Raw genomic sequence first — 24,893 nt, forward strand, 5'->3', positions numbered from 1 at the left:
ATACTTGTTTTTCTTGTTATTTTCTGCGACTTTGCCTTTTCTTAATTGCAGATAGTACCGCGCGATTTGTGTATCTACCTGCAACTGTTGTTAATATTGCGCTAAAAATCGCAAGCCCGAGGTTCATGAGCAAAGAATCTTCTTGTTTATTGTCTTTACTGATTTTTTTATAGTCTTCCCTATTTACGTCTTTATTTTTGCTACTTTTATTTTTTCTGTATTTCTCAAATTGTTTATTTTGCGCGATTTTGTGCATTTTATTGTTTTTTACGTAATGCTTCCATACGATTTCTGCGACTTTACCTACGACCATTGTAACAATTGCAGGAATTGCAGATTTTGCAATCATATCTAACAAAGTGTCAGGATTTTTAAGTCTTTTTTGTCTTAATGCAATAGCTTTATCGTTAACCTTGTTTAAACGCTTAATTGTAAGATTTGAAGCGCTGCGGGTTGCGCTGCGAGACGCATTATGAGTCGCACAATAATCTGCATGTGCGTTGGAAGATTCGGTATAAAATTGACCAGAAAAGTCTTGTCGTGAATTGTGCTGCGAATCATTCCGTGAATCATATCGTGAATCATTTTGGGTTAACGTCATATTTTTATGGTAATGGTAGCGAAATACCAATTAGTAATTGACATGTAAAAGTGTTATAAAAGTGTTATAAAAGCGAGCGAATATGGCAGTGGAGCCAGTTTGTAAGTAATGGGTTTAGATTTGCGCTAAGGCACCAAGCGTAGATTTTTGACTTGTTGGCGGTGCTTAAGGCGGAGTGGATTTATGCTGAACAGTATTGACGTTGACGTTAATGGTGGTTCATTTAGCGGAGATTCGTATGAGATTCAAGATGTTCCAGCAACTTGTGGCGGAGCTCCAGAGGGAAGACTTGTTCTTTTGCGTCACGGACAAACTGTTTGGAGCGAATCAGGTCAGCATACAGGTAGAACGGATATACCGCTTACTCAAATTGGTTGTTCGCAAGCAGTTTATGCTGGTGAGCGCATTCGACAAGCATTTCCTAAGGGTTTTGATGCAGACTGCCAGTTTGTAAGCCCTCTTGTTCGCGCTCGGCAAACAGCTCAACTAGCAGGTTTTACACATTGCACGCCGCTAGAATACGCAGCTGAATGGGATTATGGGTGTGCAGAAGGGCGAACTAGAAAAGATGTCTCCGTGTTAAGCGGAGTAGAATCGTGGGATGTTTGGCGAGATGGTCCTAAGGCTCTTCCAGAGTTTATGTCGGATTCTTGTGAAGAGTCTCTTCCTAGTGGTGAAACGGTGAAAGTCGTACGCTGCAATGGGGAAAGTCTGCAGGATGTTTCTGATAGAACGCAAAAAATAATCGACTCTGTTTTGCCAAAGCTTAAAAGCGGCAAGGATGTGATTATTGTTGCACACGCGCATGTTCTTAGAATTTTAGCTATGAGATGGTTAGGCGTTGATGCGTCTCAAGCGCGGTTGCTGCGACTAGACACTGCTCATTACAGCGCTCTTGGAACTTATAAGGGAGATCGTGTAATCGTTCGCTGGAATTGTTGATTTGTGATTGTTGCAGATTATTCGACACGCCATCATATCAACACTGCTATCGTTTGCAATATCTTTGCATTTGAGGCATAATAAAAATTGTCGAAAAGGGCACCTAGGGGTGCGGCGGCTCATAGTAGGGTCGACGGCATAGGAGAAAGGTTCGATGATGAATCGTACAATTAAGTCAACAATTGCGCTTGTAGCTTGCTCCGCGATGGCATTTGGTGCGCTCGCTGCATGTGGTTCCAGCTCTTCGGATTCTTCCGACAAGGGTAAGGTTTACTTCCTTAACTTCAAGCCAGAATCTGCTGATCAGTGGAAGGAAGTTGCTAAGGAATATACCAAGAAGACTGGTATTCCTGTAAAGGTCCAGAACGCTGCTTCTGGTACATATGAGCAGTCTCTTAAGAGTGAAATCAGCAAGGGTGATGAAGCCCCTACACTCTTCCAGGTGAATGGTCCTGTTGGATATGCGTCTTGGAAGGATTACACTGCAGATCTTAAGGATACGGAGCTTTACAAGCAGCTTCAGAACAAGGATCTTGCTCTTAAGGATGGAGATAAGGTTGTTGGTGTTCCATACGCAATGGAAACTTACGGCTTGATTTACAACAAGTCTTTGTTAAAGAAGTACACTGAGCTTAAGGATGCAAAGGTAAAGTCTGCTGAAGAGATTAATTCCTTCGATAAGCTTAAGGCTGTTGCTGACGACATTCAGGCTCGTAAGGGTGAACTTGGTGTTGATGGTGCTTTCACTTCTGCTGGCTTCGATTCCAGCTCTGATTGGCGCTTTAAGACTCACCTTGCAAACATTCCTCTGTACTATGAGTTCAAGGCAGACAAGGTAACTAAGCAGCCAGCAAAGATCAAGGGCACGTTCCTTGACGGATACAAGAAGATCTTTGATCTTTACATTACTGATTCCACCACTCCTGCAACTCAGCTCAGCTCTAAGACTGGTGAGGATGCAAACTCTGAGTTCTCGCTTGGCAAGGCTGTGTTCTATCAGAATGGTACTTGGGCTTGGACCGACTTGCAGAAGGCTGGTATGAAGGCTGAAGACCTTGGCATGCTCCCAATCTACATTGGTGCTAAGGGCGAAGAAAAGCAGGGCTTGGCTACTGGCTCCGAGAACTACTGGTGCATTAACGATAAGACTTCGGATGCAAACAAGAAGGCAACTAAGGACTTCTTGAAGTGGGTTCTTACCTCTGATTATGGCAAGGAAGCTATGTCTAAGAAGATGGGCTTCACCACTCCATTCAAGAGCTTTGCTGATATGAAGTCTGAGAATCCTTTGACTGCTGCTGCTGTTGAAGATGCTCAGTCTGGTAAGACTCCTGTAAGCTGGAACTTCACTATGATGCCATCTGACAACTGGAAGAACGATCTTGGCTCCGCTTTGCTTGAGTATGCTCAGGGCACTGGCAAGTGGGATAAGGTTAAGAGCGCCTTCGTTGACAATTGGGCTAAGGAAGTTGCTCAGACTCACGAAGATCAGGATTAATCTGAATATTGATTATTCGGCTTAAACTTGATTACAAATTAAAGTCATAATTTAAGAACATAATTTAAAACGATAATTTAAGATTGGGCTGTTGATGTAATTGCATTAGCACAGTGCATTAATAGCCTACCAAAAGAGCTTCAAGCCTTAGGGGTTTGAAGCTCTTTTGTTTGAATTTTGTTTGAATTTAGTTTGATAACTAAATAGTATTTTAAGATTGTATTTAAGATGGTACTTGAACTAAGCTACGTCAAGTTGAGATGTACTCGAGCGCACAATTAACTGTGCTGGAATCGTAATGTATCGGCGACTTTCATCTAAATAATCTCCATTAATTAAAGATAAGGTCATTTTTGCAGCATCCACTGCCATGCTTACAGGGTCTTGTCTGATAGTTGTAAGTCCTGTTTCTCTAGCGTAGAAGCTGTCGTCAAAACCGATAATTGAAAGATCACCTGGTGTGCTGTATCCGCTTCTAGAAAGCTGGAACATTAAAGGTATTGCTATTCCGTCTTCTTGGCATGCGATTGCGGTAGGCATACTACTGTTGCTTAAAAGCGATGAAACTATTGAACTTATGCGGTCTAAACCTTCTGGAGCTACGATTTCGGTAGGCGTAATATTGTTAATCTTGCATTCGTCAATAAACGAATGATAACGTTGTAAAACGCTGAAATGAAGGGAAACATCGCGATTTGTGCGAATATAAGCTATGTTTTTATGACCTAATCCAATAAGGTGACGAGCCATAAGCCTCGCGCCCTGATTGTCGTCAATATTAATTGTTGCGTCAAAATCGCAGTCCATAGGATATAAGCAATTTATGCCTAAAACCGGTACGCCAGTTGCCTTTAATGAAGCAACTTCCGACTTATTTACGTCAAATGAGCAAACTATTACAGCATCCGCATTTCTTCGAGTTGGTAGCATATCAAAGAATTCTGCGCGCTCTTGGCTGCTGGATATTTGGAAAATTGATAGATCGTATCCTGCTGGGTGAAGAACCTGATTCAATCCTTGCATTATGGATGCGCTAAACCACAGGCGAATGCTGTCGCTCATTAGTAGTGCGACTCTTAGAGTTTTGCCAGATTTTAAAGCGGCTGCAGAACGAGATATTGAGAAGTTTAGTTTTTCTGCAATAGCCAACACTTTGTCGCGAGTTATTGCGGAAACTAAGTCTGGTCGTGTAAATGAGCGTGAAACAGTAGATACTGATACGTGAGCTTCGTTGGCAACATCTTGAATATTAGCCGGCATGTGAACTCCTTTATTCGCACAACATCAATATCTTCATCAATATTTTTATTAATGTCTTCATTAATATCATTCAATCATCTTCAACGATAGTATATGAGCAGCGCATACATCAATGTTCATTGCGCCTCTTATACACAAACGTTTGCAATAAAAATAATAATAGCAGATTTTGCTGCAAAATCGCCAAAAATAGGGATTTTCTTCAAATTTAATTTTGATTTCATCGCGTAACGACATGCAAAAAATGACAACGTTTGACATTGCTGTTGCATGTAGTAATATAAAAGTATTGGTTCGGGCGTCGACGCTCGTACAAGCGTTGTACTCAAGGAGGAGAAAGTGACGAGTCATGATTAATATGAGTGGAAAAGCAATACGCAAATGGTGGGCGTTATTCGCTTTGCCAACGTTTGCTGCTTTTGTAATCGGCTTTTTAGTGCCATTCGTAATGGGTGTGTATCTTAGCTTTACTAAGTTCCATACTGTTACGGATGGAAAGTTTGTGGGTATTCGCAATTATCGCAAGGCTTTGCGCGATCCTCATTTTATTCATTCGTTGATTTTCACAACTGCTTTTACTGTTGTAACAACAGTTGTTATTAACGTTATTGCTTTTGCAATTGCGTATATGCTTACAAAGAAGTTCAAAGGTTCAAACTTATTCCGTACAGTGTTCTTTATGCCAAATCTTATTGGTGGCATTGTTTTGGGCTATGTTTGGCAAGTAGTGCTTAATGGTATTTTAGGCTACTTTGGTCGTGCTATTACGTATTCTGCGACGTACGGATTCTGGGGCATGGTTCTTTTGATATGCTGGCAGCAAATCGGATATATGATGATTATTTACATTGCTGGTTTGCAGGCGCTTCCAGGAGATGTTATTGAGGCGGCAGCTGTTGATGGCGCAAGCCCAACGCAAACGCTGTTTAAGATTACGATTCCTCTTATGATGCCGTCCATTACAGTGTGCACATTCTTGACTGTTACAAACGGATTCAAGCTGTTCGATCAAAACTTGGCGTTGACTAATGGTGCTCCTTCCAGAAAGTCGGAGATGTTGGCATTGAACATTTTCAACACGTTCTACGGAAGAATCAATGGTGAAGGTGTTGGTCAGGCAAAGGCAGTCATATTCTTCATCATTGTGGCTGTAATTGCTTTGATTCAGAACAGGTTGACAACGTCTAAGGAGGTGGCAGCATGAACGAGAAGACTAAGCATCCTGTGCTTTGGACCACGCTTTTTGCTGTAGTGAGTTTGTTGTGGATTTTCCCAATCGCGTTAGTGTTTATGAACTCCTTTAAGTCAAAGGTGTATATTGCTAGCGAACCATTTTCACTTACTCCAAAGTCGTTTATTGGTTTTGATAATTACGTTCTTGGCATTAATCGCACGAATTTGTTGATGAGCTTCTGGTGGACAATTGTTGTAACGATTGGCGCTGTGGTTCTGATTCTTTTGTGCACTTCGATGTGCGCATGGTGGATTGTGCGAGTAAACAATTGGGCTGCAAAACTGCTTTACGTATTGTTCTTGTTCAATATGATTGTGCCGTTCCAGATGGTTATGTTCACTCTTTCCAACATCACTACAAAGCTTGGGTTGAACACCCCTTGGGGATTGTGGATTATCTACCTTGGTTTTGGCGCAGGTTTGGCTGTGTTTATTTTCACGGGCGTTGTGAAGGGTATTCCTCAGGAATTGGAAGAGTCCGCAATGATTGATGGTGCTTCAGTGCCTCGCATATTCTTCCAGATTATTGTTCCAATTATGAGACCTGCAATTATATCCGTTTCTATCTTGCAAACAATGTGGATTTGGAACGACTTCCTTCTTCCTTACCTCACTTTGGATTTGAACAAGTATAAGACTGTTTCGATTGCAGTTCAATATTTGAAGGGTGGTTATGGTTCCGTTGAAATGGGTGCCATGATGGGCTGCTTGGTTCTTGCCATTCTTCCAATTATTATCTTCTACCTCATCTGCCAGAAGTATATTATCAAAGGCGTTATGGCTGGTGCGGTAAAAGGCTGAGGTCTTTTCTCCTTCGGACCTCGGTTGCATGATGATGGTGGTTGCAAAACTTTGCTTCCACCATCATTTGTGTTTAAGTGTATTTTTTTAGTGTATTGTTATTTTAGATTTGTTTTAGATTGCGTTTAACTATGCAGGAGTGGTTGTAATGATTTCTTTTGGAAGCCCCGATTCAAAGTTTGCTCAAGGAATGGAATCGTTTGCAGACGCAGTATGGCTTACCATTTTAATGATTATTACGAGTGTTCCGATTATAACGATTGGCGCATCAATTACAGCTGCTCATGAAACTGCTAGAAGGATTGAGCGCGGAGAAGCACACACAACTTCAATCTATTTTAAATCTTTTAAAAATAATTTTGTTAAATCTACTATTATTTGGATAATCTTGCTTCCGATTCTTGTGGCAATTGTAGGGTCTTGGATTTTTCTGCAGCTTACGCCACTTTTAATAATAAAGTTTGCAATCAGTATTTTATGGATTTTGGTTGCTCAATGGGTGTTTGCTCTTCAAGCAAGATTTGAAAATTCTGTTGGTAGAACTTTGATTAATTCGTTGATTTTTAGCGTATCTTACATTGCAACCACTTTTATGATGGTTTTGCTTGATTTTGTATTTTTTGCGCTTGTCTATTTATCTTTAAAGTATTTTTTGCAGGGATTGCCATTGTTGATTTTGCTTGGATGGGGGTCCTTGATTATGCTTCACACTCCGCTGCTTGAGCGCGTGTTTGCAAAATACGTTAAAACAAGTGGTAAGTGATTTGTGAATTGACATTAGTAACCAGAGAATTATATTTAATTGGGTATTTGGGTAACTAAATAACCGTGGTAACCAAATAAGGGCAATCGGCAAAATAATTAATGAGGCGAACACCATCACGGATGTTCGCCTCATTTGGGACATCATTACAAGGTGCTTTAAATGTGCAACTATGCGCAAATCCTAACACCATGTCGGGGAAGGAAACAAGTTACTCTTAACAGATAACCATGCCCTTTCATTATACTCTAAATAGCTTTATTTATAAAGGTTTTCACCCTTTCTTTTTTGTTGTTTTTATTGTTGTTTTTATTGTTATTTTGGCTTAAATTCTAATTATTTTTTGCCGTTCATAACAGCTGCCATAGAAAGCACTCTAGGTGACTTAAACACTTTGTCGGTATGAACAACATTGCCATCTTTATCAGTAAGAGGAATACGCCAATTTGGATATTCTGTACTGGTTCCAGGCTGATTCTGCGAACGCTTTTCTCCAACTGCGTCAACGAGCGCCACTTGCAAAAGCAAAGATGGGGAAGTGCGCATAATCGCATGCATAGCCTCCACAATCTCTTGCACATGGTCTTCTACATGTTCGGCAGCATCCTTGCTAATCCATCCGCCTTCCAAAAGCATCTTCATCATGGCGTCTCGCTCGGCGCTAGCAGCCTTCTGGAAGCTTTCTACAGAATCGGTAAGCAAATGAAGCTCCTCGCGAAGCTTAACATGCTCAAAAGCAAGGTATCCAGCTGTAGGTGGCATGTCGTGAGTTGTAACAGATGCCAAAGCGTATTCGCGATATGTGGAAGGGTTTGCAAATATAGTCTGCTTTTTACCAGCCTTCTTAGCGGCTTTTTCTGCATCGTCGTCGTGAGTGAACCATTCAACAACAGTTCCAAGAATTCCGTGCGAGGCAAGAACCTTAGAAACATATGCTGGAACAGTGCCCAAATCTTCGCCAATCACCAATCCGCCTGCGCGAGTCGCCTCAATGCTAAGAACAGCAAGCATAGCGTCCACGTTGTAGTACACGTAAGCACCGTTTTTAGCTCCTTGACCTTGCGGAATCCACCATAAGCGGAAAAGCCCAAGCACATGGTCAATGCGAACCGCGCCAGCATGCAAGAACACGTTGTGAACCATGTCTCGGTATGCAATGTAACCAGTTTCGTCTAGATAATTAGGGTCAAATGGAGGCTGACCCCAATCCTGACCTTGCTGGTTGTAGAAGTCTGGAGGTGCACCAACGCTAACGCCGTTAGCAAATCGCTCTGGGCTCCACCACACATCTGCGCCATAGCCGTGAACGCCAACAGCCATGTCTTGCATAAGACCTATTGCCATTCCAGCGGCTTTAGCTTCGGCGTGGGCAGCTGCAACCTGCTCGTCTGCAATCCACTGCAGCCAGCGGTGGAACTCCAACAAATCAGCGTGCTCGCACTTAAGCGCGTCAATCTGAGGAGTGCCCTTGCCAGTGGTATCAAACCAAAGGTTATCTCCCCAAGGAGCGCCCCAAACCTCGAAGGCTACGCACCAAGTCGCAAAAGCGTCTAAGTCTTCTCCAGAACGCGCCTTAAAGTCTGCGAAATCCTGCTCACGCTCTGCGCTTCTAGGCTGCTCAAAAATTATCTTTAGTGCTGGTAGCTTTGCGCTCCAAGCAGCGTTAATATCCATAGGATTTGGATCGTTGTTTTGCGCTTCAACCGACTCGTGCAGAGCTTCCACTTGTTCTCTCTGGCTATCGCTTAATTGCGTGTATTCTGGAATATCCTGTGGGCGAATATAAGTTACGTTTAAGAATCTGCGCGACTCAGGCAAATAAGGCGAAGGCTCTAAAGGCGCCACTGGTGCGCAGGCGTGAATTGGGTTTATAAGCATGAAGTCGGCTTTGCCAATGCTACCCGCGTCTTTAAGCAGCCTACGCAAGTCTCCATAATCGCCAACTCCCCAAGATTCCTTTGATCGCACGGAGTAGAGCTGAGTCATGTAACCCCAGCGATGGCGTTCCTGAACGCTTTGCGGAAGAGGGATTCTTGCTGGAGCAGAAATCAGTGTAACCTGAGCATGCAAGGCGCATTCGTCATCTACAGTTGCTTTCAGAGTGTGGTAACCCATTGGCAAATCTTCTGGAAGTTCCAGCAATAAGTCGCCCTCTTTGCTTGTCTTAAAGTTATTAAGCGGCTTATCAGGCGTATCCTCGTATTCTGTTCCGTCTTCTAAAGTCAGTGTTACGTGGATTTTGCTTGGGTCGATTGCACTACCGCCAGTGTGCACAGGCACTATTGTTTTTGTGCCATTAAAGCATACAACTGTTGGTGGCAGAAGTTCGCTATCTCGCTTTTCTTGCACTCGTTTTAGTGAGTTTGCAATATTTTCTTCTGTATCTGCTTGCCAACCTAGTGCATCTAGCACGCCAACAAGAGCTTCATCGGTAATTTCCGTATAGTCGCCTAGTTGGTCGATGTAGAAAGTTGCAACTCCGCAGGCTTTTGCTAACTGAATTAGTGGACGATTGAGTCGTTCTGTGCTTTCTTCTACGGGCACAGGCGTGGCAGCCTTTGTTTTGGCGTTGTCTGTTGTGCTCATGATGCTCCTTTGTTAATCAGTGGCACATGTAATCTCGTCGCATCGATGTTGGTTTGCAAACGATGTTGAAGAGTGCGATTTCTCAACACCTCACTGGATTGAGGCACGCTCTAGCTAACCATTATATTAAGTATTGATATCGTTTGCAATATTGGCGATTTTCGTGGCACTTAACAAAAAACCGCAGAAGGTTAAATACCAACTGCGGTTTTTGTTATTTGTTATTTGCGCATATTTGCTGCTACTTACTTGCGACGGATTCGCATAAAGTGCCATCCTGCGCCGATTGCTGCGATTCCAGCAGTTATGCTGCCAGCAACAGCTGCGATTAACGTTGTGCTGTTGCCAGCGGCGTGCTCACCGTTGTTTGCGCCAGATGCCTGAGCGCTCTTATCGCTGCTATTGTCTTTGCTCTTTGAGTCTTCGTTCTTGGACTCTTCGGATTCCTTCTGATTTTCATCTTTTGCGGAATCGTTAGATGTGTTCTTGGACTCTTCGCTCTTTGTTGTGTTTGCGGAGCTTGCTGTAGGAGCAGCAGGAGCAGCAGATGCTGCAGCACGAGGCGTGCGTGCAGGAGTCTCTGCGGTTGCTGGCGACTTAGCAGTAGCATTTTCTACGAGTCCTTCTGCAGCTTTTGCGGTATGCGTGGACTCCGTTTGGTTCGCTGGAACAGCACTGTGCTTAGGTGCAGACTGTGGTGCAGACTGTGATACAGACTGTGATACAGAAGGAGCCGAAGCCTGTGGCGCACTTGGTGCAGCATTGTTCTGTGGCGCATTCTGTGGAGTGCTTGGAGCTGGAGCTGGCTGTTTTGCGCTTGGTGGCGCAGAAGGAGCCGGTTCCAGCACCTGTGGGTTTGAAGCCGCTGGAGGTGCTGGTGGATTAAGCGGAGCTTGTGGCTGCACCTGTGGAGCCTCTTGTGGAGTCTCTTGCGGAGTGCTTGGAGCTGGAGCAGGAGCTGGTGTAGAAGGAGTTGGCTTCTGAACCTGTGGATTCAAAGATTCCTCAGCCTTCTGCTTTGCTGCAGTGAGACTCTTTTCCACATCGTTCAACGTTTGTGTTGATTTATCAAGTTCTTTAGATCGATTAGCAACCTCTTTTATCATTAAATCAAAAGCGAATTCGATGGTTTGGGAGCTTGCAGCATACTTTGAAATAAGTGTACGCTTGGTCTCTTCAATTGAAGCTTTTAGCTCTAAGATCTTTGCTTTAGTTGCTTCAACATTAGTTTTCGCTTCATTTAGTTTTTGCTTTGCTGTTTCAGCAAGTTGTTTAGTCGCCTCGACATTAGTTTTAGCTTCGGATATTTCTTTATCGATTCGCTTCAAGTCTTCTTTCAGTTGATTAAGATTCTTTTCGGCGGTATCCTTATCCATTTTAGCGTTTTCAAAATTAGCTTTTTCATCTTGAACTTTTTTCTCTGCTTTTTGTGCTTCTTCTGTTATTGCCAGTAAGTTTTGAGCAGCATTTTCTGCCGCCTCTTTAGCTTTTTCTGCATCTCTGCTAGCGACGTTTAGATCTTTTTCAGCATCTTGTTTAGATTCTTTTAGCTCTTTTATAGTATTCTCAAGCTCAGCTAGTTCGGATTCTTTATCTGAAACTTTTTTAGCTAAAGAATTAGATTCAGACTTCTTCTCATTGGCAGCTTTTCGAGCATCTTTTGCATTATCAGAAATTCTTGTTAAAGAATTTATCTCAGAAGTCAATTCAGAAATTGTATCTAATAGATCTCTTATTTGACTACTTTTATCTGCTTCGGCAAGTTCTTTTTGAGCGGTTTCAGCCTCTTTTCTTAGTTTTTCACTTCTTCGATTAGCTTCTTCAACTATTGGCTTAAGATTTTCAACTTCGTCTCTGGCAGATTCATATTCTGTTTTAGCTTTGTGCAGTTTATCAACATATCCAGGAGTACTATATTTTGAAGTATCTTTTTCTAAAGATGTATATTCTTTAGATGCGCGTTTATATTCAGCGTCTTTTCCTTCATATTCTTTTTGTTTTTGGGCAGCAGTTTTTTCTGCTTCTTCAGCTTGTTTTTTAGTCGAAGCAACTTTTTCTTTTAACTGATTAATTTTGTTTTGATCATTGTCAGCATCAAGAGTTTTTAGATTTTCTTCTGCAGTTTTAATTTGCTTAGTAATGTTCTCAATCTTATTATCGACGCCTTCAGCAGCTGCTTCCTTTTGCTGTGCTTCTTTTTCAATCTTTTCAGCTTCTGCCTTAGCAGATTCAGACTTTTGCTTGGCTTCAGCTAACTCTGCTTCAAGCTTAGATTTAGCCTTTTCTTCATTTGCTAAATCTTCTGTAGTTTCTTCGTTGTCATCTTTTGCGTCCTCAGCAAGTTCATCTTTTGCAGCTTTTTCTTCAGACCTAATTTTGTTCACTTGATCAGCATTTTGTCTAGCCTCGTCAGTCACTTTCTTGGCTTTTTCTGCCTCTTCTACGGCTTTATTCTTCTCTTCAATGCGCTGCTTGGCATTTGCTATATTCTGAGTCTCTGTTTCTATTTTCTTATTGGTCTCAGCAATGCTATTTTCTGCATTATTTTTCTTTTCTACAGCTTCATTAATTTTTCTTGCAGTATCTTCAGCTTCTTGTTTTGCTTCTTCTACAGCTTTATTTGCTTCATTATGCTTATTCTGAGCTTCTTTTTGTAGATTCTTTGATTCTTCGACTTTTTGGAGTATTTCTGCATTTGCTGGAGTGTTATTCTTAGGTGTGCCTGAACCTTGAACCGTTCCAGGATTTTCTTTCTCTTGCTTGCCGGCAGCAGCGTCGCCAGTAACAGGCGAGTTAACGGTTTGTGGTTTAAAATCTTCTGGACCATAAGAAACAACATTGCTAACAGCATTAAAACCAGTGTCGGATATTGTCTTAACATGTGCTGTTGGATTGTGAGACGTATCTGTTGTAGTCGCGTCTGCTGCGTTGGCAGCGTTTGCAATGCTTATGCTTCCAATAAGAGCCAAAGAGCTTGCGCCCAAAGAGATAGCGGCTGCAATCTTAGCGTTCATATTTACCTCATTCTTCAAATCATTTAGGTTTGGGTGTGGGGGTATTTGTTTAATTATCAAGTTGTAAGATCAAAGCGCTGGCATACAATCCGTGTCTGTATTGCGTCTCTGTCTTGTTTCTAGACTTTCTACTCTTCTCTACTCTGCATATTTCTCCACTTTGCATATACACAATAGGGGTATAAAGTATAAAAGTTATTCTAACAGAATCACAGGAATAATTCGCTCACTTTGGCAAGTTATAAGGAACAATTAAGGAAATTACAAGGATTCGCCTTGAAATATTAGTATCCGACTCAGTATTCGAAAATATTGGGTTATTCCCCAAAATATTAATATTCAATCATAAGCCAAAAAATAATCCCGACTTTGTTCCCAAATCACAGGAATAAGAGAACAAAATCGGGATAAATTGCGAGCCGAGCGCGCTCAAGAACTCAAGCAATCAAGCGCGCTTGCGACTCAACACAACGAATGTACGCGGCGGCACATGAACCGCACGCTGAGAGCCATTATCATCGCACAGCATAGAAACGCAGCTGCCAGAGTCGTGCCCCGTCCACTTAGCAAAATACTCAGTGGAATCCAACACGCAGCGCCACGGGCTTGGAGATTTAGCAGGCAAATCAATCGTTGCAGACGCATCATTCATAGGGTTCACACACACAATCAAGTCTCTTCCAATCTGCTCCGCAAGAACAGTATTATCAGACGCAGTAAGGTGAGTGCGCTGAGCATCATAAAACTCAGCATTCTTAGCGCGAAGTTTTATAAGCGCACTATACCATTCTACAAGCGGTTGGAATCGCTCAGCTCTAGACCAATCAAGCTGGTTCATAAGAACTCCGCGATTATAAGAATTATCGCAACCATGCTTAGTGCGACCAAACTCCTCGCCTCCAAGCATAAACGGCATACCAGCAGAACACAAAATCAATCCAGCACTGAGAATATTAGCGCTAAAAATGTCTGCAACGCTGTTTGGATCGCTTGCGTCAAAATCGCAGCTAGACGCGTTATCGCGCATAGAAATACACAGCTTATCCCACAAAGTCAAATCGTCGTGAGCAGAAACATACTGCACAATTTGACCAACACTTTTACCAGCACAAGGCATACCACGCCAGCCATTAAACGCGTTTCGCACAGGATCCGCCGTCCAAAACTCATTGCCATTTACATATCCGCGGTCATGATGATCCATAACATTGCCCTTAAGCGTGTCACGAGACTCATCACTAAACCAGCCGATTCTAGAATCAAGGAATCCTCGCCCATCTTTATCTCCCATAGGGCAATCATTAGGTACAGCTGCAGCATCCGCGCCCCACGGCTCGCCATACATAAGAATATCTTTGCCGCCATCAAGCTTATCTAATTCTGCGCGAATCATGTTCAACGTTTCCGCGTCCGTTAATCCCATAAGGTCAAATCTAAAACCATCCACATGGTAGCAGCGCGCCCAATGCAAAATAGACTCAATCATAAAACGCCTAAACATTGGGTGATCGGAAGCCATTTCGTTACCGCAGCCAGAACCGTTTGCAAAAGACCCATCAGACTTACGTCTGCAGAAATAGCCTGGGGCGACACTTTCAAACACATTCGACGCAGCCTCAAACATGTGGTTATAAACAACATCCATAACTACGCGCATGCCATTCTTGTGCAAAGCGCCAATCATCGCCTTGCACTCGCGTATTCTTGCCGTACCGTCGTATGGATTGCTAGAGTAAGCACCCTCCGGCACATTGTACGCATGTGGATCGTAGCCCCAATTGTAAAGCGAATCCACGCTCTCACCGTTTTTGCGAGCAGACGAAATCGCAACCTCATCCACAGTCGCAAAATCGTAGATTGGCATTAGTTGAACGTGAGTTACGCCAAGTTTTTTAAGATAGTCGATTCCAGTAGGGAAGTTGTTATCTGAATCTAAAGTCGTATGCGAATCTGTAAAAGCAAGATACTGACCACTATGTTCTGGCTTAAATCCGCCATTAGGATTGCTGCTAAAGTCTTCAACATGCGTTTCCCAAACAACCGTCGCATGGCGTACAAACTCTGGCGACTTATCTTTGTGCCAGTCAGCTGGGCTAACGCGTTCCTCACTTACAACCATGCTGCGCTCGCCATTTACGCCACTAGCAACACCCCAAGGGTCACTTGTACGATTCACTTTTCCATCAGCAAAAGTCACCAGAAAATCGTAATAAACGCCATCTAGCCTTTGCAATATTGAAGTTCTCCATGCGCCGTCGCGCAATGGCTTTAAATTACGTGTTTTGAAAGGTTCGCTGTTGTTTCCTGTTTCAAAAAGTCTTAGCGTCACGCATGATGCGGTTGGCGCCCAAACTGTGAATGTTGTTGATTTTTCATTAAGCGAGCATCCAAGCTGACCCGAGTACACTGGCCATTGTGTTGAAGACGTGAACGTCATGTAATATATCCTTCTTTTAATTATTCAGAAGAAAATGAAGGCCGAAACGCTTTAAAACGCTCGACCCCCATTTTCAATTAAACCCCACAATTGATGTAGAGGTTACTATCCCTTAACAGAGCCAGACATCGACTCTTCATAGAATCGCTGCATAACAATAAACAGGATTGCAATCGGAATGGAAACGCACACAGCTCCAGCGGAGAATCGTGCGAACCAGTGATTGATGTATTCTCTCTGCAACATCTGGTACAAGCCCAAAGCCACAGTGTAATTATCTTGAGTACGGGCAATAGTCTTAACCAAAACGAAGTCAAGCCATGGACCCAAGAAGCTAACAATAGCCTGGAACACAATCATAGGCTTGCATATTGGAAGAATAATCTTCCAGAACACTTGCCAAGTTGTGCATCCGTCCAAATAAGCGGCTTCATCCAAAGACTTTGGAATCGTGTCCATATAGCCCTTCATAACGTAGAAGCCCATGCCGCTACCAGCAGAGTAAACGATTATAAGGGAAATAAGAACAACAGAACCATTCGTCAAGCCAAAAGCCTTCAAAATGAAGTAGATAGCAATAACTGCCATGATGCCTGGGAACATACCAAGAATCAAAGCAATGTTCATAAATGTCTTACGACCGCGGAAACGCAAACGAGACATGCAGAACGCTACTACAAGCACGAAGAACAGAGAGATAATGCACACGAAAATAGACACAATCAAGGTGTTTAAGAACATTCGTGGGAAGTCAAGAACTTCTCGCTCAGTAAACAGCTGAATGTAATTATTAAACGTGTACTTAGTTGGGAAGAACGTTGTCTGATATGGTGCAGTGTTCTGGTTAAAGCTTTCCAAGAACACCCAAACGATTGGCGCAAGCCAAATCACAGCCATAACAATCAGGAACAGATGAGCTACAATGTCTCCGAATATGCGGCGTATACGCTGATCGCGCCAGAACGGGACGCTACGTACACTATGCACAGTCTGTTCGCCTTGCATAAGATCCTTCTTATTACTCACCGGAATCCCTCCTCATTCTTGTAGGAGCCAGAGTTGCGGTATGTTATCAAAGCAACAATCGCAAGCACAATGAATGTCATAATGCCGATTACCGCGCCCATGCTGTAGTTATCTTTATCAACCGTAAGCTTGTACAGCCAGGTGATGAGCAAATCAGTCTTACCTGCAGAAGAACCAATTGGTGTTGGTTCGCCGCCAGACAACAGGTAAATAACGTTGAAGTTATTAACGTTTCCAGTGAAGGTGGTGATCAGGTATGGAGTCATAACGAAGAAGATGTATGGCATAGTGACGTTCATGAAACGCTGCCACCAGCTTGCACCGTCAAGCTCTGCTGCTTCGTAAAGTTCAGCTGGAACGTTCTGCAAAATACCAGTGATCTGCATGATGGTGTAAGGAATACCAACCCAAAGGTTGATGAGAATAACCGTAACCCTTGCCCAAGTAGCATCTTGGAAGAACGGTAGTGGAGAATGAATCCAGCCAGAAGATATAAGAAGACGGTTAATAGCGCCATCTCTTTGCAACATGCTGTGCATAACAAGCAAGGACACAAACTGTGGGACAGCAATGGTCAAAGAGAAGCAGATACGCCACAAGCTCTTAAGACGAGTGGTGCGCCTGTTAATAATCATTGCCATAAACATGCCGAAGAAGAAGTTCAAGAATGTAGCGAAGAAAGCCCAAACAAGGGTCCAAATCAAAACATCAAAGAAGATTCCAGCATTAATGGTTCCAGTTGTATTTCCAAGAATCTTAAAGAAGTTGTTTAAACCAACCCAATGGAACAGCAATGTGTGGTCACGATCATAGTTTGTGAATGCCATCGAAATCATGAACACCAATGGCAAAACCGTGAACAAAACAATTCCAGCGGTTGGAAGAGTCATAAAACCAACGTGCGCATGGCGGTCGAGCAAAGACTCAACATCTTTAACAAAAGTAATAGGCTTTTCTCCGCGTGCTACAAAAGCCTGAGCTTTGTATGCGCTACGCAAAGACAAAGTAGCTAAATAAATTAAAACAACAATTGCTGCAATGCTCATAACGCCATACAGCAAAATTTCAACAGAATTATCTCCAGCCACATAGTGCCAGAAGCCGTTAATCTTTACTCTACCCTGCTTCTTAGTACCAAGAGTACCGAATTTTGGTAGATATTCAGCGCCAGTTGTGGCCAAGAAGGCAAGAACTCCAGCCTCGCATAGAATGAATACGAGACCTTTCACGTACTGTTTGCGAACGAAGTTACCAAAACCGAAGATAATTATCGAAACCCAAGACAGTACGTCTGCGTGCTTTGCAGCCTCCTGTAATGAGTATTGCGAAGGGGCAATGTATTCATCGGCAGCAGGTGCCTTCTTACGCTTCCCTCGCTTGGTGGATGTCGTGCCAGTCATGACATGCCTTTCGTAAAATTGTGGGGCTTTTTACAAGCAAAAGACGCCCCGCCCCGATTTTAAAATCCTTAGGGGAGCGGGGCGTCCTTGCCGTGTGTTTTCTAAATATTATTTTCTTTTAAAAGAATTTAATATTTAGAAAACAGTCGTAAGTTAATACTTACTTCTTGAGAGCTTCCTCGAAGCCCTTCTGGAAGTCTGCAATCTTTGCAGCAGCGTTACCATCATTGACTTCCTTATTTGCCAATGCAGTACCGAAGGTCTTCATTGGATCCCAGAAGGCACCCATTTCTGGAACGGTTGGCTGCAAGACAGAAGTCTTAGCAATGGTGTTCATCTGAGCCACAGCGGCTGGGTTGTCCTTAACGAGATCAGCCAAAGACTTAGCAACTGGGATATCGCCGTGAAGCTTGTACATCTGCTCCTGGGATTCCTTAGAACCGAGGAATGCAGCGAACTTAGCGGCCATCTCTGGAGCCTTGGAGTTAGGGTTGTAAGCAACAGCCTTAGAACCAGCGAAGGACTTCATCTGATGTTCGCCATCTTCAGACTTGAACTTTGGAAGCTGAGCAGCAGCGTAGTTGTCGCCCAAAGCCTTCTTTACATCGCCAGCATCCCAAGAGCCAGAGAAGTAAGCGTCAACAGTGTGGTTCTTAATGCCAGCTAAGCCAGCGCCATCGCCATCCATTACGAAGTTCTTGTTCTGAATGAGCTTTGCAACATACTTGGTGATTTCGGCAGCCTTGTCACCAATCTTGATGCCAGCCTTGCCATCGTTGCTCTTCTCGCCGAAGAGGGTCATGTTGCCATCGAGGTAGAAGCCTGGAAGGTACCAAGCGTTGCTGATATCGAAAGCAACCTTGCCCTTTTCGAGCATCTTATCGAGGGACTTAACGTCTTCGTCGGAGAACTTGGACTTATCGTAGTACATGAACCAAGTGTTGCCCATGTATGGAACGCCATAAAGCTTGCCATCCTGAGCGGTTACAGACTGGATGATGGTATCATCGTTGTCTTCCTTAACCTGCTTGGCAGCGTCGTCGCTCAACTCGCCAATTGCGTTTGCCTTTACCAAGTCGCCGAGCTGATCGTTAGGGAACAGGTAAACGTCGGCAGCAGCCTTAGCGTCCTGCTTAACGGTCTTAGCAGCATCTGGTGGAGCAATAACAGCGTTCTTAAAAGTAACCTCTGGGTGATCCTTCTTGAAGGCTTTCTCCATAGCCTGAATCCAGCCGCCAGCCTTCTGATCTTCGGAAGAAGACCACACGGTGAGCTTTACTGGGTTTGCCTTGTTGCTGGAGCCAGCGTTGGTGCTAGAACCGCATGCAGCAAATCCAAACATTGTAGCGATTGCGAGGCCTGCGCCCAGCACTTTCTTCATATTCGTCATCCTTGACCTCCTATATCATGCCAGCTTGGCATGTTCTTTGGTGGCATAGTAACAGATTCCATGCGACGCAACATCGCATTTTGCTGCGTTGAGCAGTGTCGCATTTTTATTGAAATCCGTATATAAGCAATGTGTAGTATACACGGATATAAAAGTGTTAGCAAATCATGTCGCAAGTGATTAGAAAAATTGTTTGTAAAGTGACTTTTTAGCTTTAGAAAATCGTATTTTATTCTATAACTCAGTAAATTTAACGGAATTTTATTATTGACTGGTTGAATGTGAATCGACGATTTTGAGCTCAGTCAAAGCGTAAAGTTTTCCTGATTTTGTTGCTCAAAATGGCAAAATCAACAACAAAAAGTGAATAGTAAAATAAAATTAGGCAGGTCACGCCAACAAAACCAACAAAACGGGGTAAACATGAAAAACGAACATGCACAATGGCTGCGCGACGCCGTGTTCTACGAAATCTATCCACAAAGCTTCTACGATTCAAACGGCGACGGAATCGGCGATATTCCAGGCATAATCGAAAAACTCGACTACGTAAAATCACTTGGATGCAATGCGATCTGGCTAAATCCTTGCTACGATTCGCCATTTAAAGACGCGGGTTACGATGTGCGCGACTACAAAAAAGTGGCAGCGCGCTACGGCACAAACGAGGATTTGCAACGTCTTTTTAGCGAAGCACACAATCGCGGAATGCACATTCTGCTAGACCTGGTTCCAGGTCACACAAGCGAAGAGCACGAGTGGTTTAAGCAAAGCTCGCGCGCGCAAGAAAACGAGTTTAGCAAGCGATATATATGGACCGACAGCGCGTTTAGCGGCTATTCCATGCCGTTTATTGGCGGTGAAAGCGAGCGAGATGCCACGTATATTCTGAACTTCTTTAAATGCCAGCCAGCGCTAAATTACGGCTTTGCGCATAGGGATCGCGCGTGGCAATCCGCGCCAGATTCTGAGGAGGCTGCGCAAACGCGTGCTGCAATGGTTGATGTTATGCGATTTTGGCTTGCGCTTGGCGCGGATGGATTCCGCGTAGACATGGCGGATTCGCTTGTAAAAAACGACGACAACAATGGCGAAGGAAGTCTTGGCAAAGACAACACGATTCGCGCATGGCAAGAAATGCTGGGCGCTGTAAAGGCCGAGTATCCGCAGGCTGCGTTCGTTTCGGAGTGGGGCAGGCCGCGTCAGGCGCTGGCTGCTGGATTTGACATGGACTTCTATCTGAATTGGCGCTGGGATGGGCAGCCAAACGGTTACGCGCGCTTGGCTCGCGATGTGGATAATGCGCTAGATAGCAATCCTGAACATGATCACAGCTACTTTAATGCGCGCGGTGGCGGCAGTATTTGCCCATTTTTAGACGATTATTGCCCGCAGTATGAGGCCACTTGCAATGATGGCTACTTTAGTTTCATAACGTGCAATCACGATACGCCGCGCCTGGCTCCGCGATTAAGCGAGCGCGAAAGGCGGATTGCGTTTGGCATGATTCTTACAATGCCAGGCGTGCCGTTTGTATATTACGGCGACGAAATCGGCATGAAATACCGCGATATTCCAACAAAAGAAGGCGGTTATGCGCGCACGGGTACGCGTACGCCAATGCAGTGGGATGATTCTAAGAATTTTGGATTCTCCACGGCCGCAAAGTCGAAGTTATACCTGCCTGTTGAGGCGCGCGAGGATGGAAGGACTTGCGCAAATTCTCGCAAACAAGCGGTGCAAAGTGGCGAAATTCCAACGGTTTTGGGTCAGGAGCAGGATGGCGATTCGCTGCTTAACTGGGTGCGCGCGCTGATTGCTTTGCGTCACGAGTGCGCGGCATTGCACGCGGATGCCACTTGGCGAGTGTTGCACGCTCCTGTGGATGGTCGCAGTTTTGCGTACGAGCGATGCGCGGCTGAGTCGAATGTGTCGGATGGCGAATCCTCTACAGATAGATGCATTGTGGTTATGAATCCTGGATTAAACGAGGAGACGATTGCGCTTAGCGCGCTTGCGGGGCTTACGCCAGAGGCGATTTTGCAGCCGCGGCTTTCGGTTGGAGCGGTTGCTTGCGATTCTTCCGCGCTGAAACTTGGCGCGCAGTCCTTCGCTGCGTTCCGACTTGCATGAGCGCTTAAAGGGTAGCGCGCGAATGCAATTCGGAGCGCTGAGCTTGCTTAAGGTTGAAAGCACGGTGTGCTTTCAACGCAAGCGAAGACGTGAGCGCGCTGTAACGCGCGAACGGTTTTTCCGCACTTTGTAGCTCAACACGCCGATTAGAGCTACAAACGCGGGAAACCGTGCACTACATAGATAATGCAGAGATTTAAGTTAGGGTTTGATACAATTGCAATGATTATGCAATGACGTTGTCAACGCTGATGTCAACGCTGTTGTCAATAACGTTGCAATGACGGCAAAAGCTTATACGCACTTAACGCAACGAGTGCTAGCAAGAGGTGAATTATGGACGCGCTAAAACCAAAGATTCGCGCAGACAAGAACATAAAAATGGGTATTACGCTCAAAAAGTTCAAGCTGCTCGGCGCTGTAATGATGATGCTCAGTGCGTTCGGAACAACCGTGATTCCGCACCTTTTTGGCGGCCTTTCCAACTCCAACATGTGGAGCCTCACAGCTGCCGTAGTTTGCGAAGTTATAAGCTGGTCGGCTCTGCCGTGGTACGCGTGGCTACTCGTTCGCGGATATCAAAACACGCATAATCTCAACCTTTACACGCTCCGCCTTCTTGTGCTTGCGCTTATTTGCGAGGTTCCGTACGACTTTACAACCTTTGGCTGCGCTTTCGATATGCGCTCGCAAAACCCAGTGTTTGGTCTTGTTATCGCACTGTTTGTGCTTTCGGGAATTGACATGGTTCGCGCGCGTTTTAAGGGTGCGCAAAAAGTGGCGTCAATCGCAGTGATTCTGATTGCAGGAATATTGTGGAATCTTTTCGGAAAAGTCGGCTTTAGGCAGAATATTTTTTGGGGCGGAGCTTTACTTTTAGGATTTGTTTTGATTTTTAGATTCCTAGAAAACCACGAGATTCGCATGGAACTGATTGCTGGCGCTTTCGGAGCAATGTCTCTTTTGGCGCCAGGCGTTGGCGTGGCTGTGCTGCACTATCGCAGCCCGTATGGCGATGGACCTAAGCAAACTAAGCAATTCCGCTGGCTTATGTATGCGTGGTACCCGCTTATGCTTGTAATCGCAAGCTTGTTCACGATTCTGCTTTAGGCGCAGCCGTAGAATTTCTTATAATAAGTTGCACTGGAGCTGTAAGATGTCTTCGCGCTACAGCTTTACCTTCTATAAGAGATATCGCAATGTTCCCAGCTTGTTCTGCCATTGTTTTAGGATTTTGGCGGATTGTGGTTAGTCCAGCCTCTTTTGCATAAGTGCCATTGTCGAATCCTATAATCGATAAATCTTCAGGCACGCGAATTCCTAATTTTTGTAATCTAAACAAGAACGGCATTGCTGTTGAATCCTGGTGGAAGCATATTGCCGTAGGGGGATTTTCTTGTGTAAAAAGCTCAGAAAGAGTGGCATCTATAGGGTCATCTTTTATGTCTATTGGCAGTACTTTCCCTTGCATTCCATCAATATTGTTGCACACGTTTTCAAAGCTTGTGATTCTTCTTGACGAGCTAAAGCGGAAAGATGAACAAAAATGCTCATACACGTATAAAAGACGCTTATGCCCTAATGTCGCTAAGTGTTGAATCGCAAGTTTTATACCCAGAGCATCGTCGATTCCGATTGATGCAGAAAGCACTTTAGAAGCTGTGCAGTTTATTCCAACAATTGGTACGTTTATGCGTTGTAATTGTTCAGCCTCATTGCTGCTTATGTCAAATGACGATACGATTATTGCGTCTGTGTTTGCGCGTAAGGGCAGCTCTTTAAAGAAGTTTTTTCTTTGTTCAACTCCCTCTAAAAGGTGTATTACAAGGTCGTAGCCATTTTTGTTCAGTACGCTATTTAATCCTTCTATAATTGCTGAGCTAAACCATTCGATTTTACTGCTTCCAATTAGTAGTGTTATGCGATACGATTTGCCTGTTTTAAGCTCTCCAGCGGTTCTAGAAACAGTGAAATCCATTTGTTCGGCTGCGCGCATGACTTTGGCGCGTGTAGATGCGGAGACTTTTTCTGGATGTGCGAATGTTCTGGAGACGGTTGCAATCGACACTCCTGCCAGTGTTGCTACATCGCAAATACTAGTTTTTGACAAGTCGCACCTCTTTTAAGCGTTTTAGCTGCAGAGTTTTTAGCTGCATTTCTTTTAATCACCCTGCTTCTAGTTATCATAAATGAAAAGGTTTACATTTTTAGACACGCCGCCTAAAAAGTATTTATTCGTGCAAAACTAGCTTAGTATTAAGGATTCAAAATGAAAACCTTTACATTTACATTTTTAATGTTTGACCGAGTCAAACTTAAAGCAATATTATAAAATTACCCATCAATTTCACGAGGAAGTGGAGTAACAATGAAGATTAGAAAAATATGCATATCCTGTATAGCAGTTTTGGGCATGATTTCTACGCTTGCCGCATGTGGGAATAATGGTGCAGCAGGAGTAACAGATACAAAGAAAGACAAAGGCCTAGCTGTTATGGGTCAAGCTTTAAAGTATGACCCAAATCATTTAGTAAATCAAGGAAAGCCAATCCAGCTTGAGTATTGGAGCTGGGGAGACGCGTCCACTGATCCAATTTACGACATGATTAAGGATTATCAAAAGATTTATCCAAATGTAAAGTTTAAGACTAAGAACGTTGCTTGGGATGATTACTGGACAAAGCTTCCACTTGCTCTAAAGGGAACAAAGGGCCCAGCTTTGTTCAATATTCACAACTCCAAAGATGAGCTTATTCGCCCATACGCTGCCGATTACAAGATTGACAAGGCTGCTATGGAATCGGATTACGCAACGGCTAGTGCGCATGAAGATGCTAAAGGTAATGTAAAGTACATTGATTCCGTAATCAATACGGGAAACATCTACTACAACAAGAAGCTTTGGAAGGAAGCTGGCTTAACTGAGGCAGATATTCCTGCTACTTGGGATGAGTTGCGCGAAGTGGCGAAGAAACTCACTAAGTGGAACGGTTCCAAGATGGAACAGGCTGGATTTAACGTGAACGGCGATGCTTATGCTGCAATCAATCAAGGATTGAACTATCAGCGTGGTGAACTTGCTTTTGATGAAAGTGGCAAGAAGCCTAATTTTGACAACAAAGTCACGCGTGAAAACATGAAGTTCTTGAAGAATTTGTACGACAAAGACAAGGTCATTTCTACCGACTTTGGCACGGATTACACGCAAAGCTTTGGAAACGGCCAATCTGGAATGGTTTATGCCTGGGGATGGCTCGAAGGTGTGCTAAAAGAAAAGTACCCAAATATTGAATATGGAGTCTTCCCAACTCCAACATTCACAAAAGAAAAGCCATTTGCGTACGATCGCTACAATGGAGAATCCACTCCAGGAATTAACGCTCACCAGTCAAAAGATCAGCAAGAGGTTGCTCAAGACTTTATTAAGTTCATTCTCGCTAACGATGCGTTTATTCGCTCGGCAGTAAAGCATTTGAACTCGTTCCCAGCAAAGAAGTCTTTGCAAAACGATCCTGAGATTCTAAAGGCTCCAGTAATGGCTGCGATTCAGCCGCGTGCAGATCGCCTAATCTGGCCAGGAATCACGCCTTCTACCGTGGAAACAAGTAGCAAGGCTGCTTTCCAGAACGTTATGCAAAATGGTGAGTCTATTGATGATGCAATCAAAGAGGCTCAAGCAACAATGGTTAAAGATATGAAGAATTCTAAGTTTACGTCTGCAGAAAGTAAGTATGAGTTCTTCAAAGAGCACAAGTAAAAACAAAGCAGACTAGTTAGATAGTTGTAAATCGTAATCACTGTGCTCAGTA

At 43.8% G+C, this 24,893-nt stretch carries 17 protein-coding genes; 8 read left to right on the forward strand and 9 right to left on the reverse strand.

From position 1 onward, the window contains the following. Nucleotides 1-16: 16 nt before the first annotated feature. Complete coding sequence (locus tag HXT53_RS00510; protein WP_004112904.1) at nucleotides 17-601, reverse strand: hypothetical protein; 585 nt, start codon at nucleotides 599-601, stop codon at nucleotides 17-19. 183 nt (nucleotides 602-784) lie between these two features. On the opposite strand from HXT53_RS00510, the gene HXT53_RS00515 reads away from it, so the two are divergent. Further along, nucleotides 785-1,543 (forward strand): histidine phosphatase family protein, encoded by a 759-nt coding sequence (locus HXT53_RS00515; protein WP_421780353.1) that lies wholly within the window; start codon nucleotides 785-787, stop codon nucleotides 1,541-1,543. 154 nt (nucleotides 1,544-1,697) lie between these two features. After that, entirely contained in the window at nucleotides 1,698-3,041 is a 1,344-nt protein-coding gene (locus HXT53_RS00520) for an ABC transporter substrate-binding protein (protein ID WP_004113773.1), read from the forward strand. A 240-nt stretch (nucleotides 3,042-3,281) separates the two neighbouring features. Here HXT53_RS00520 and HXT53_RS00525 read toward each other — a convergent pair whose 3' ends face one another. Then, nucleotides 3,282-4,301 (reverse strand): LacI family DNA-binding transcriptional regulator, encoded by a 1,020-nt coding sequence (locus HXT53_RS00525; RefSeq protein ID WP_004118123.1) that lies wholly within the window; start codon nucleotides 4,299-4,301, stop codon nucleotides 3,282-3,284. A 349-nt stretch (nucleotides 4,302-4,650) separates the two neighbouring features. Here HXT53_RS00525 and HXT53_RS00530 point away from each other — a divergent pair, with 349 nt between their 5' ends. The 3 genes from HXT53_RS00530 (at nucleotide 4,651) to HXT53_RS00540 (ending at nucleotide 7,098) form a co-directional block, all read left to right on the forward strand. Further along, nucleotides 4,651-5,505, forward strand: coding sequence for a carbohydrate ABC transporter permease (locus HXT53_RS00530; RefSeq protein ID WP_014554297.1), 855 nt, complete (start codon nucleotides 4,651-4,653; stop codon nucleotides 5,503-5,505). Further along, nucleotides 5,502-6,335 (forward strand): carbohydrate ABC transporter permease, encoded by an 834-nt coding sequence (locus HXT53_RS00535; protein WP_004112932.1) that lies wholly within the window; start codon nucleotides 5,502-5,504, stop codon nucleotides 6,333-6,335. The genes HXT53_RS00530 and HXT53_RS00535 overlap by 4 nt, the downstream gene beginning before the upstream one ends. A gap of 148 nt (nucleotides 6,336-6,483) precedes the next feature. Next, nucleotides 6,484-7,098 carry a YesL family protein gene (locus HXT53_RS00540; RefSeq protein ID WP_009994403.1) on the forward strand — a complete coding sequence of 205 codons (615 nt, stop codon included), beginning with the start codon at nucleotides 6,484-6,486 and terminating at the stop codon, nucleotides 7,096-7,098. A gap of 336 nt (nucleotides 7,099-7,434) precedes the next feature. Here the strand turns inward: HXT53_RS00540 and malQ are convergent, their stop codons facing one another. From malQ to HXT53_RS00570, 6 genes are all read right to left on the reverse strand, one after another. Then, nucleotides 7,435-9,684, reverse strand: coding sequence for a 4-alpha-glucanotransferase (gene malQ / locus HXT53_RS00545; RefSeq protein ID WP_421780356.1), 2,250 nt, complete (start codon nucleotides 9,682-9,684; stop codon nucleotides 7,435-7,437). Nucleotides 9,685-9,929: 245 nt separating this feature from the next. After that, nucleotides 9,930-12,698, reverse strand: a complete 2,769-nt coding sequence (locus tag HXT53_RS00550; RefSeq protein WP_421780358.1) for a hypothetical protein — start codon at nucleotides 12,696-12,698, stop codon at nucleotides 9,930-9,932. A gap of 445 nt (nucleotides 12,699-13,143) precedes the next feature. After that, nucleotides 13,144-15,135 carry a type I pullulanase gene (pulA, locus tag HXT53_RS00555; RefSeq protein ID WP_246943664.1) on the reverse strand — a complete coding sequence of 664 codons (1,992 nt, stop codon included), beginning with the start codon at nucleotides 15,133-15,135 and terminating at the stop codon, nucleotides 13,144-13,146. A 105-nt stretch (nucleotides 15,136-15,240) separates the two neighbouring features. Beyond that, nucleotides 15,241-16,161 (reverse strand): sugar ABC transporter permease, encoded by a 921-nt coding sequence (locus HXT53_RS00560; protein ID WP_004113786.1) that lies wholly within the window; start codon nucleotides 16,159-16,161, stop codon nucleotides 15,241-15,243. Next, a complete protein-coding gene (locus HXT53_RS00565) occupies nucleotides 16,158-17,561 on the reverse strand; it encodes a carbohydrate ABC transporter permease (RefSeq protein ID WP_004113788.1) in 1,404 nt (467 codons plus the stop codon). The genes HXT53_RS00560 and HXT53_RS00565 overlap by 4 nt, the downstream gene beginning before the upstream one ends. A 160-nt stretch (nucleotides 17,562-17,721) precedes the next feature. Further along, a complete protein-coding gene (locus HXT53_RS00570; RefSeq protein ID WP_004113790.1) occupies nucleotides 17,722-18,951 on the reverse strand; it encodes an extracellular solute-binding protein in 1,230 nt (409 codons plus the stop codon). A 423-nt stretch (nucleotides 18,952-19,374) separates the two neighbouring features. Between HXT53_RS00570 and HXT53_RS00575 the strand changes: the two genes are divergently transcribed. Next, nucleotides 19,375-21,084, forward strand: a complete 1,710-nt coding sequence (locus tag HXT53_RS00575) for an alpha-amylase family glycosyl hydrolase (RefSeq protein ID WP_421780360.1) — start codon at nucleotides 19,375-19,377, stop codon at nucleotides 21,082-21,084. A gap of 336 nt (nucleotides 21,085-21,420) precedes the next feature. Beyond that, the gene (locus HXT53_RS00580) at nucleotides 21,421-22,194 is read left to right on the forward strand and encodes a TraX family protein (protein WP_009993522.1); all 774 of its coding nucleotides are present in this window, start codon (nucleotides 21,421-21,423) and stop codon (nucleotides 22,192-22,194) included. On the opposite strand, the gene HXT53_RS00585 is transcribed toward HXT53_RS00580, so the two are convergent. Next, nucleotides 22,178-23,194: a LacI family DNA-binding transcriptional regulator gene (locus HXT53_RS00585; protein ID WP_032841349.1), complete on the reverse strand. Its 1,017-nt coding sequence runs from the start codon at nucleotides 23,192-23,194 to the stop codon at nucleotides 22,178-22,180. The two genes, HXT53_RS00580 and HXT53_RS00585, sit on opposite strands and share 17 nt — an antisense overlap. A 258-nt stretch (nucleotides 23,195-23,452) precedes the next feature. Here HXT53_RS00585 and HXT53_RS00590 point away from each other — a divergent pair, with 258 nt between their 5' ends. Next, the gene (locus HXT53_RS00590; RefSeq protein ID WP_004118145.1) at nucleotides 23,453-24,841 is read left to right on the forward strand and encodes an extracellular solute-binding protein; all 1,389 of its coding nucleotides are present in this window, start codon (nucleotides 23,453-23,455) and stop codon (nucleotides 24,839-24,841) included. Nucleotides 24,842-24,893: the final 52 nt, after the last annotated feature.

It is taken from the genome of Gardnerella sp. KA00390, from assembly GCF_049244075.1.
In the GTDB taxonomy this organism is placed as follows: Bacteria; Actinomycetota; Actinomycetes; order Actinomycetales; family Bifidobacteriaceae; genus Bifidobacterium; species Bifidobacterium vaginale.

Coding starts and splice junctions, on each gene's coding strand:
- HXT53_RS00510 (WP_004112904.1), bottom strand. CDS start 601: ATGACGTTAACCCAAAATGATTCACGATATGATTCACGGAATGATTCG.
- HXT53_RS00515 (WP_421780353.1), top strand. CDS start 785: ATGCTGAACAGTATTGACGTTGACGTTAATGGTGGTTCATTTAGCGGA.
- HXT53_RS00520 (WP_004113773.1), top strand. CDS start 1,698: ATGATGAATCGTACAATTAAGTCAACAATTGCGCTTGTAGCTTGCTCC.
- HXT53_RS00525 (WP_004118123.1), bottom strand. CDS start 4,301: ATGCCGGCTAATATTCAAGATGTTGCCAACGAAGCTCACGTATCAGTA.
- HXT53_RS00530 (WP_014554297.1), top strand. CDS start 4,651: ATGATTAATATGAGTGGAAAAGCAATACGCAAATGGTGGGCGTTATTC.
- HXT53_RS00535 (WP_004112932.1), top strand. CDS start 5,502: ATGAACGAGAAGACTAAGCATCCTGTGCTTTGGACCACGCTTTTTGCT.
- HXT53_RS00540 (WP_009994403.1), top strand. CDS start 6,484: ATGATTTCTTTTGGAAGCCCCGATTCAAAGTTTGCTCAAGGAATGGAA.
- malQ (WP_421780356.1), bottom strand. CDS start 9,684: ATGAGCACAACAGACAACGCCAAAACAAAGGCTGCCACGCCTGTGCCC.
- HXT53_RS00550 (WP_421780358.1), bottom strand. CDS start 12,698: ATGAACGCTAAGATTGCAGCCGCTATCTCTTTGGGCGCAAGCTCTTTG.
- pulA (WP_246943664.1), bottom strand. CDS start 15,135: ATGACGTTCACGTCTTCAACACAATGGCCAGTGTACTCGGGTCAGCTT.
- HXT53_RS00565 (WP_004113788.1), bottom strand. CDS start 17,561: ATGACTGGCACGACATCCACCAAGCGAGGGAAGCGTAAGAAGGCACCT.
- HXT53_RS00570 (WP_004113790.1), bottom strand. CDS start 18,951: ATGACGAATATGAAGAAAGTGCTGGGCGCAGGCCTCGCAATCGCTACA.
- HXT53_RS00575 (WP_421780360.1), top strand. CDS start 19,375: ATGAAAAACGAACATGCACAATGGCTGCGCGACGCCGTGTTCTACGAA.
- HXT53_RS00580 (WP_009993522.1), top strand. CDS start 21,421: ATGGACGCGCTAAAACCAAAGATTCGCGCAGACAAGAACATAAAAATG.
- HXT53_RS00590 (WP_004118145.1), top strand. CDS start 23,453: ATGAAGATTAGAAAAATATGCATATCCTGTATAGCAGTTTTGGGCATG.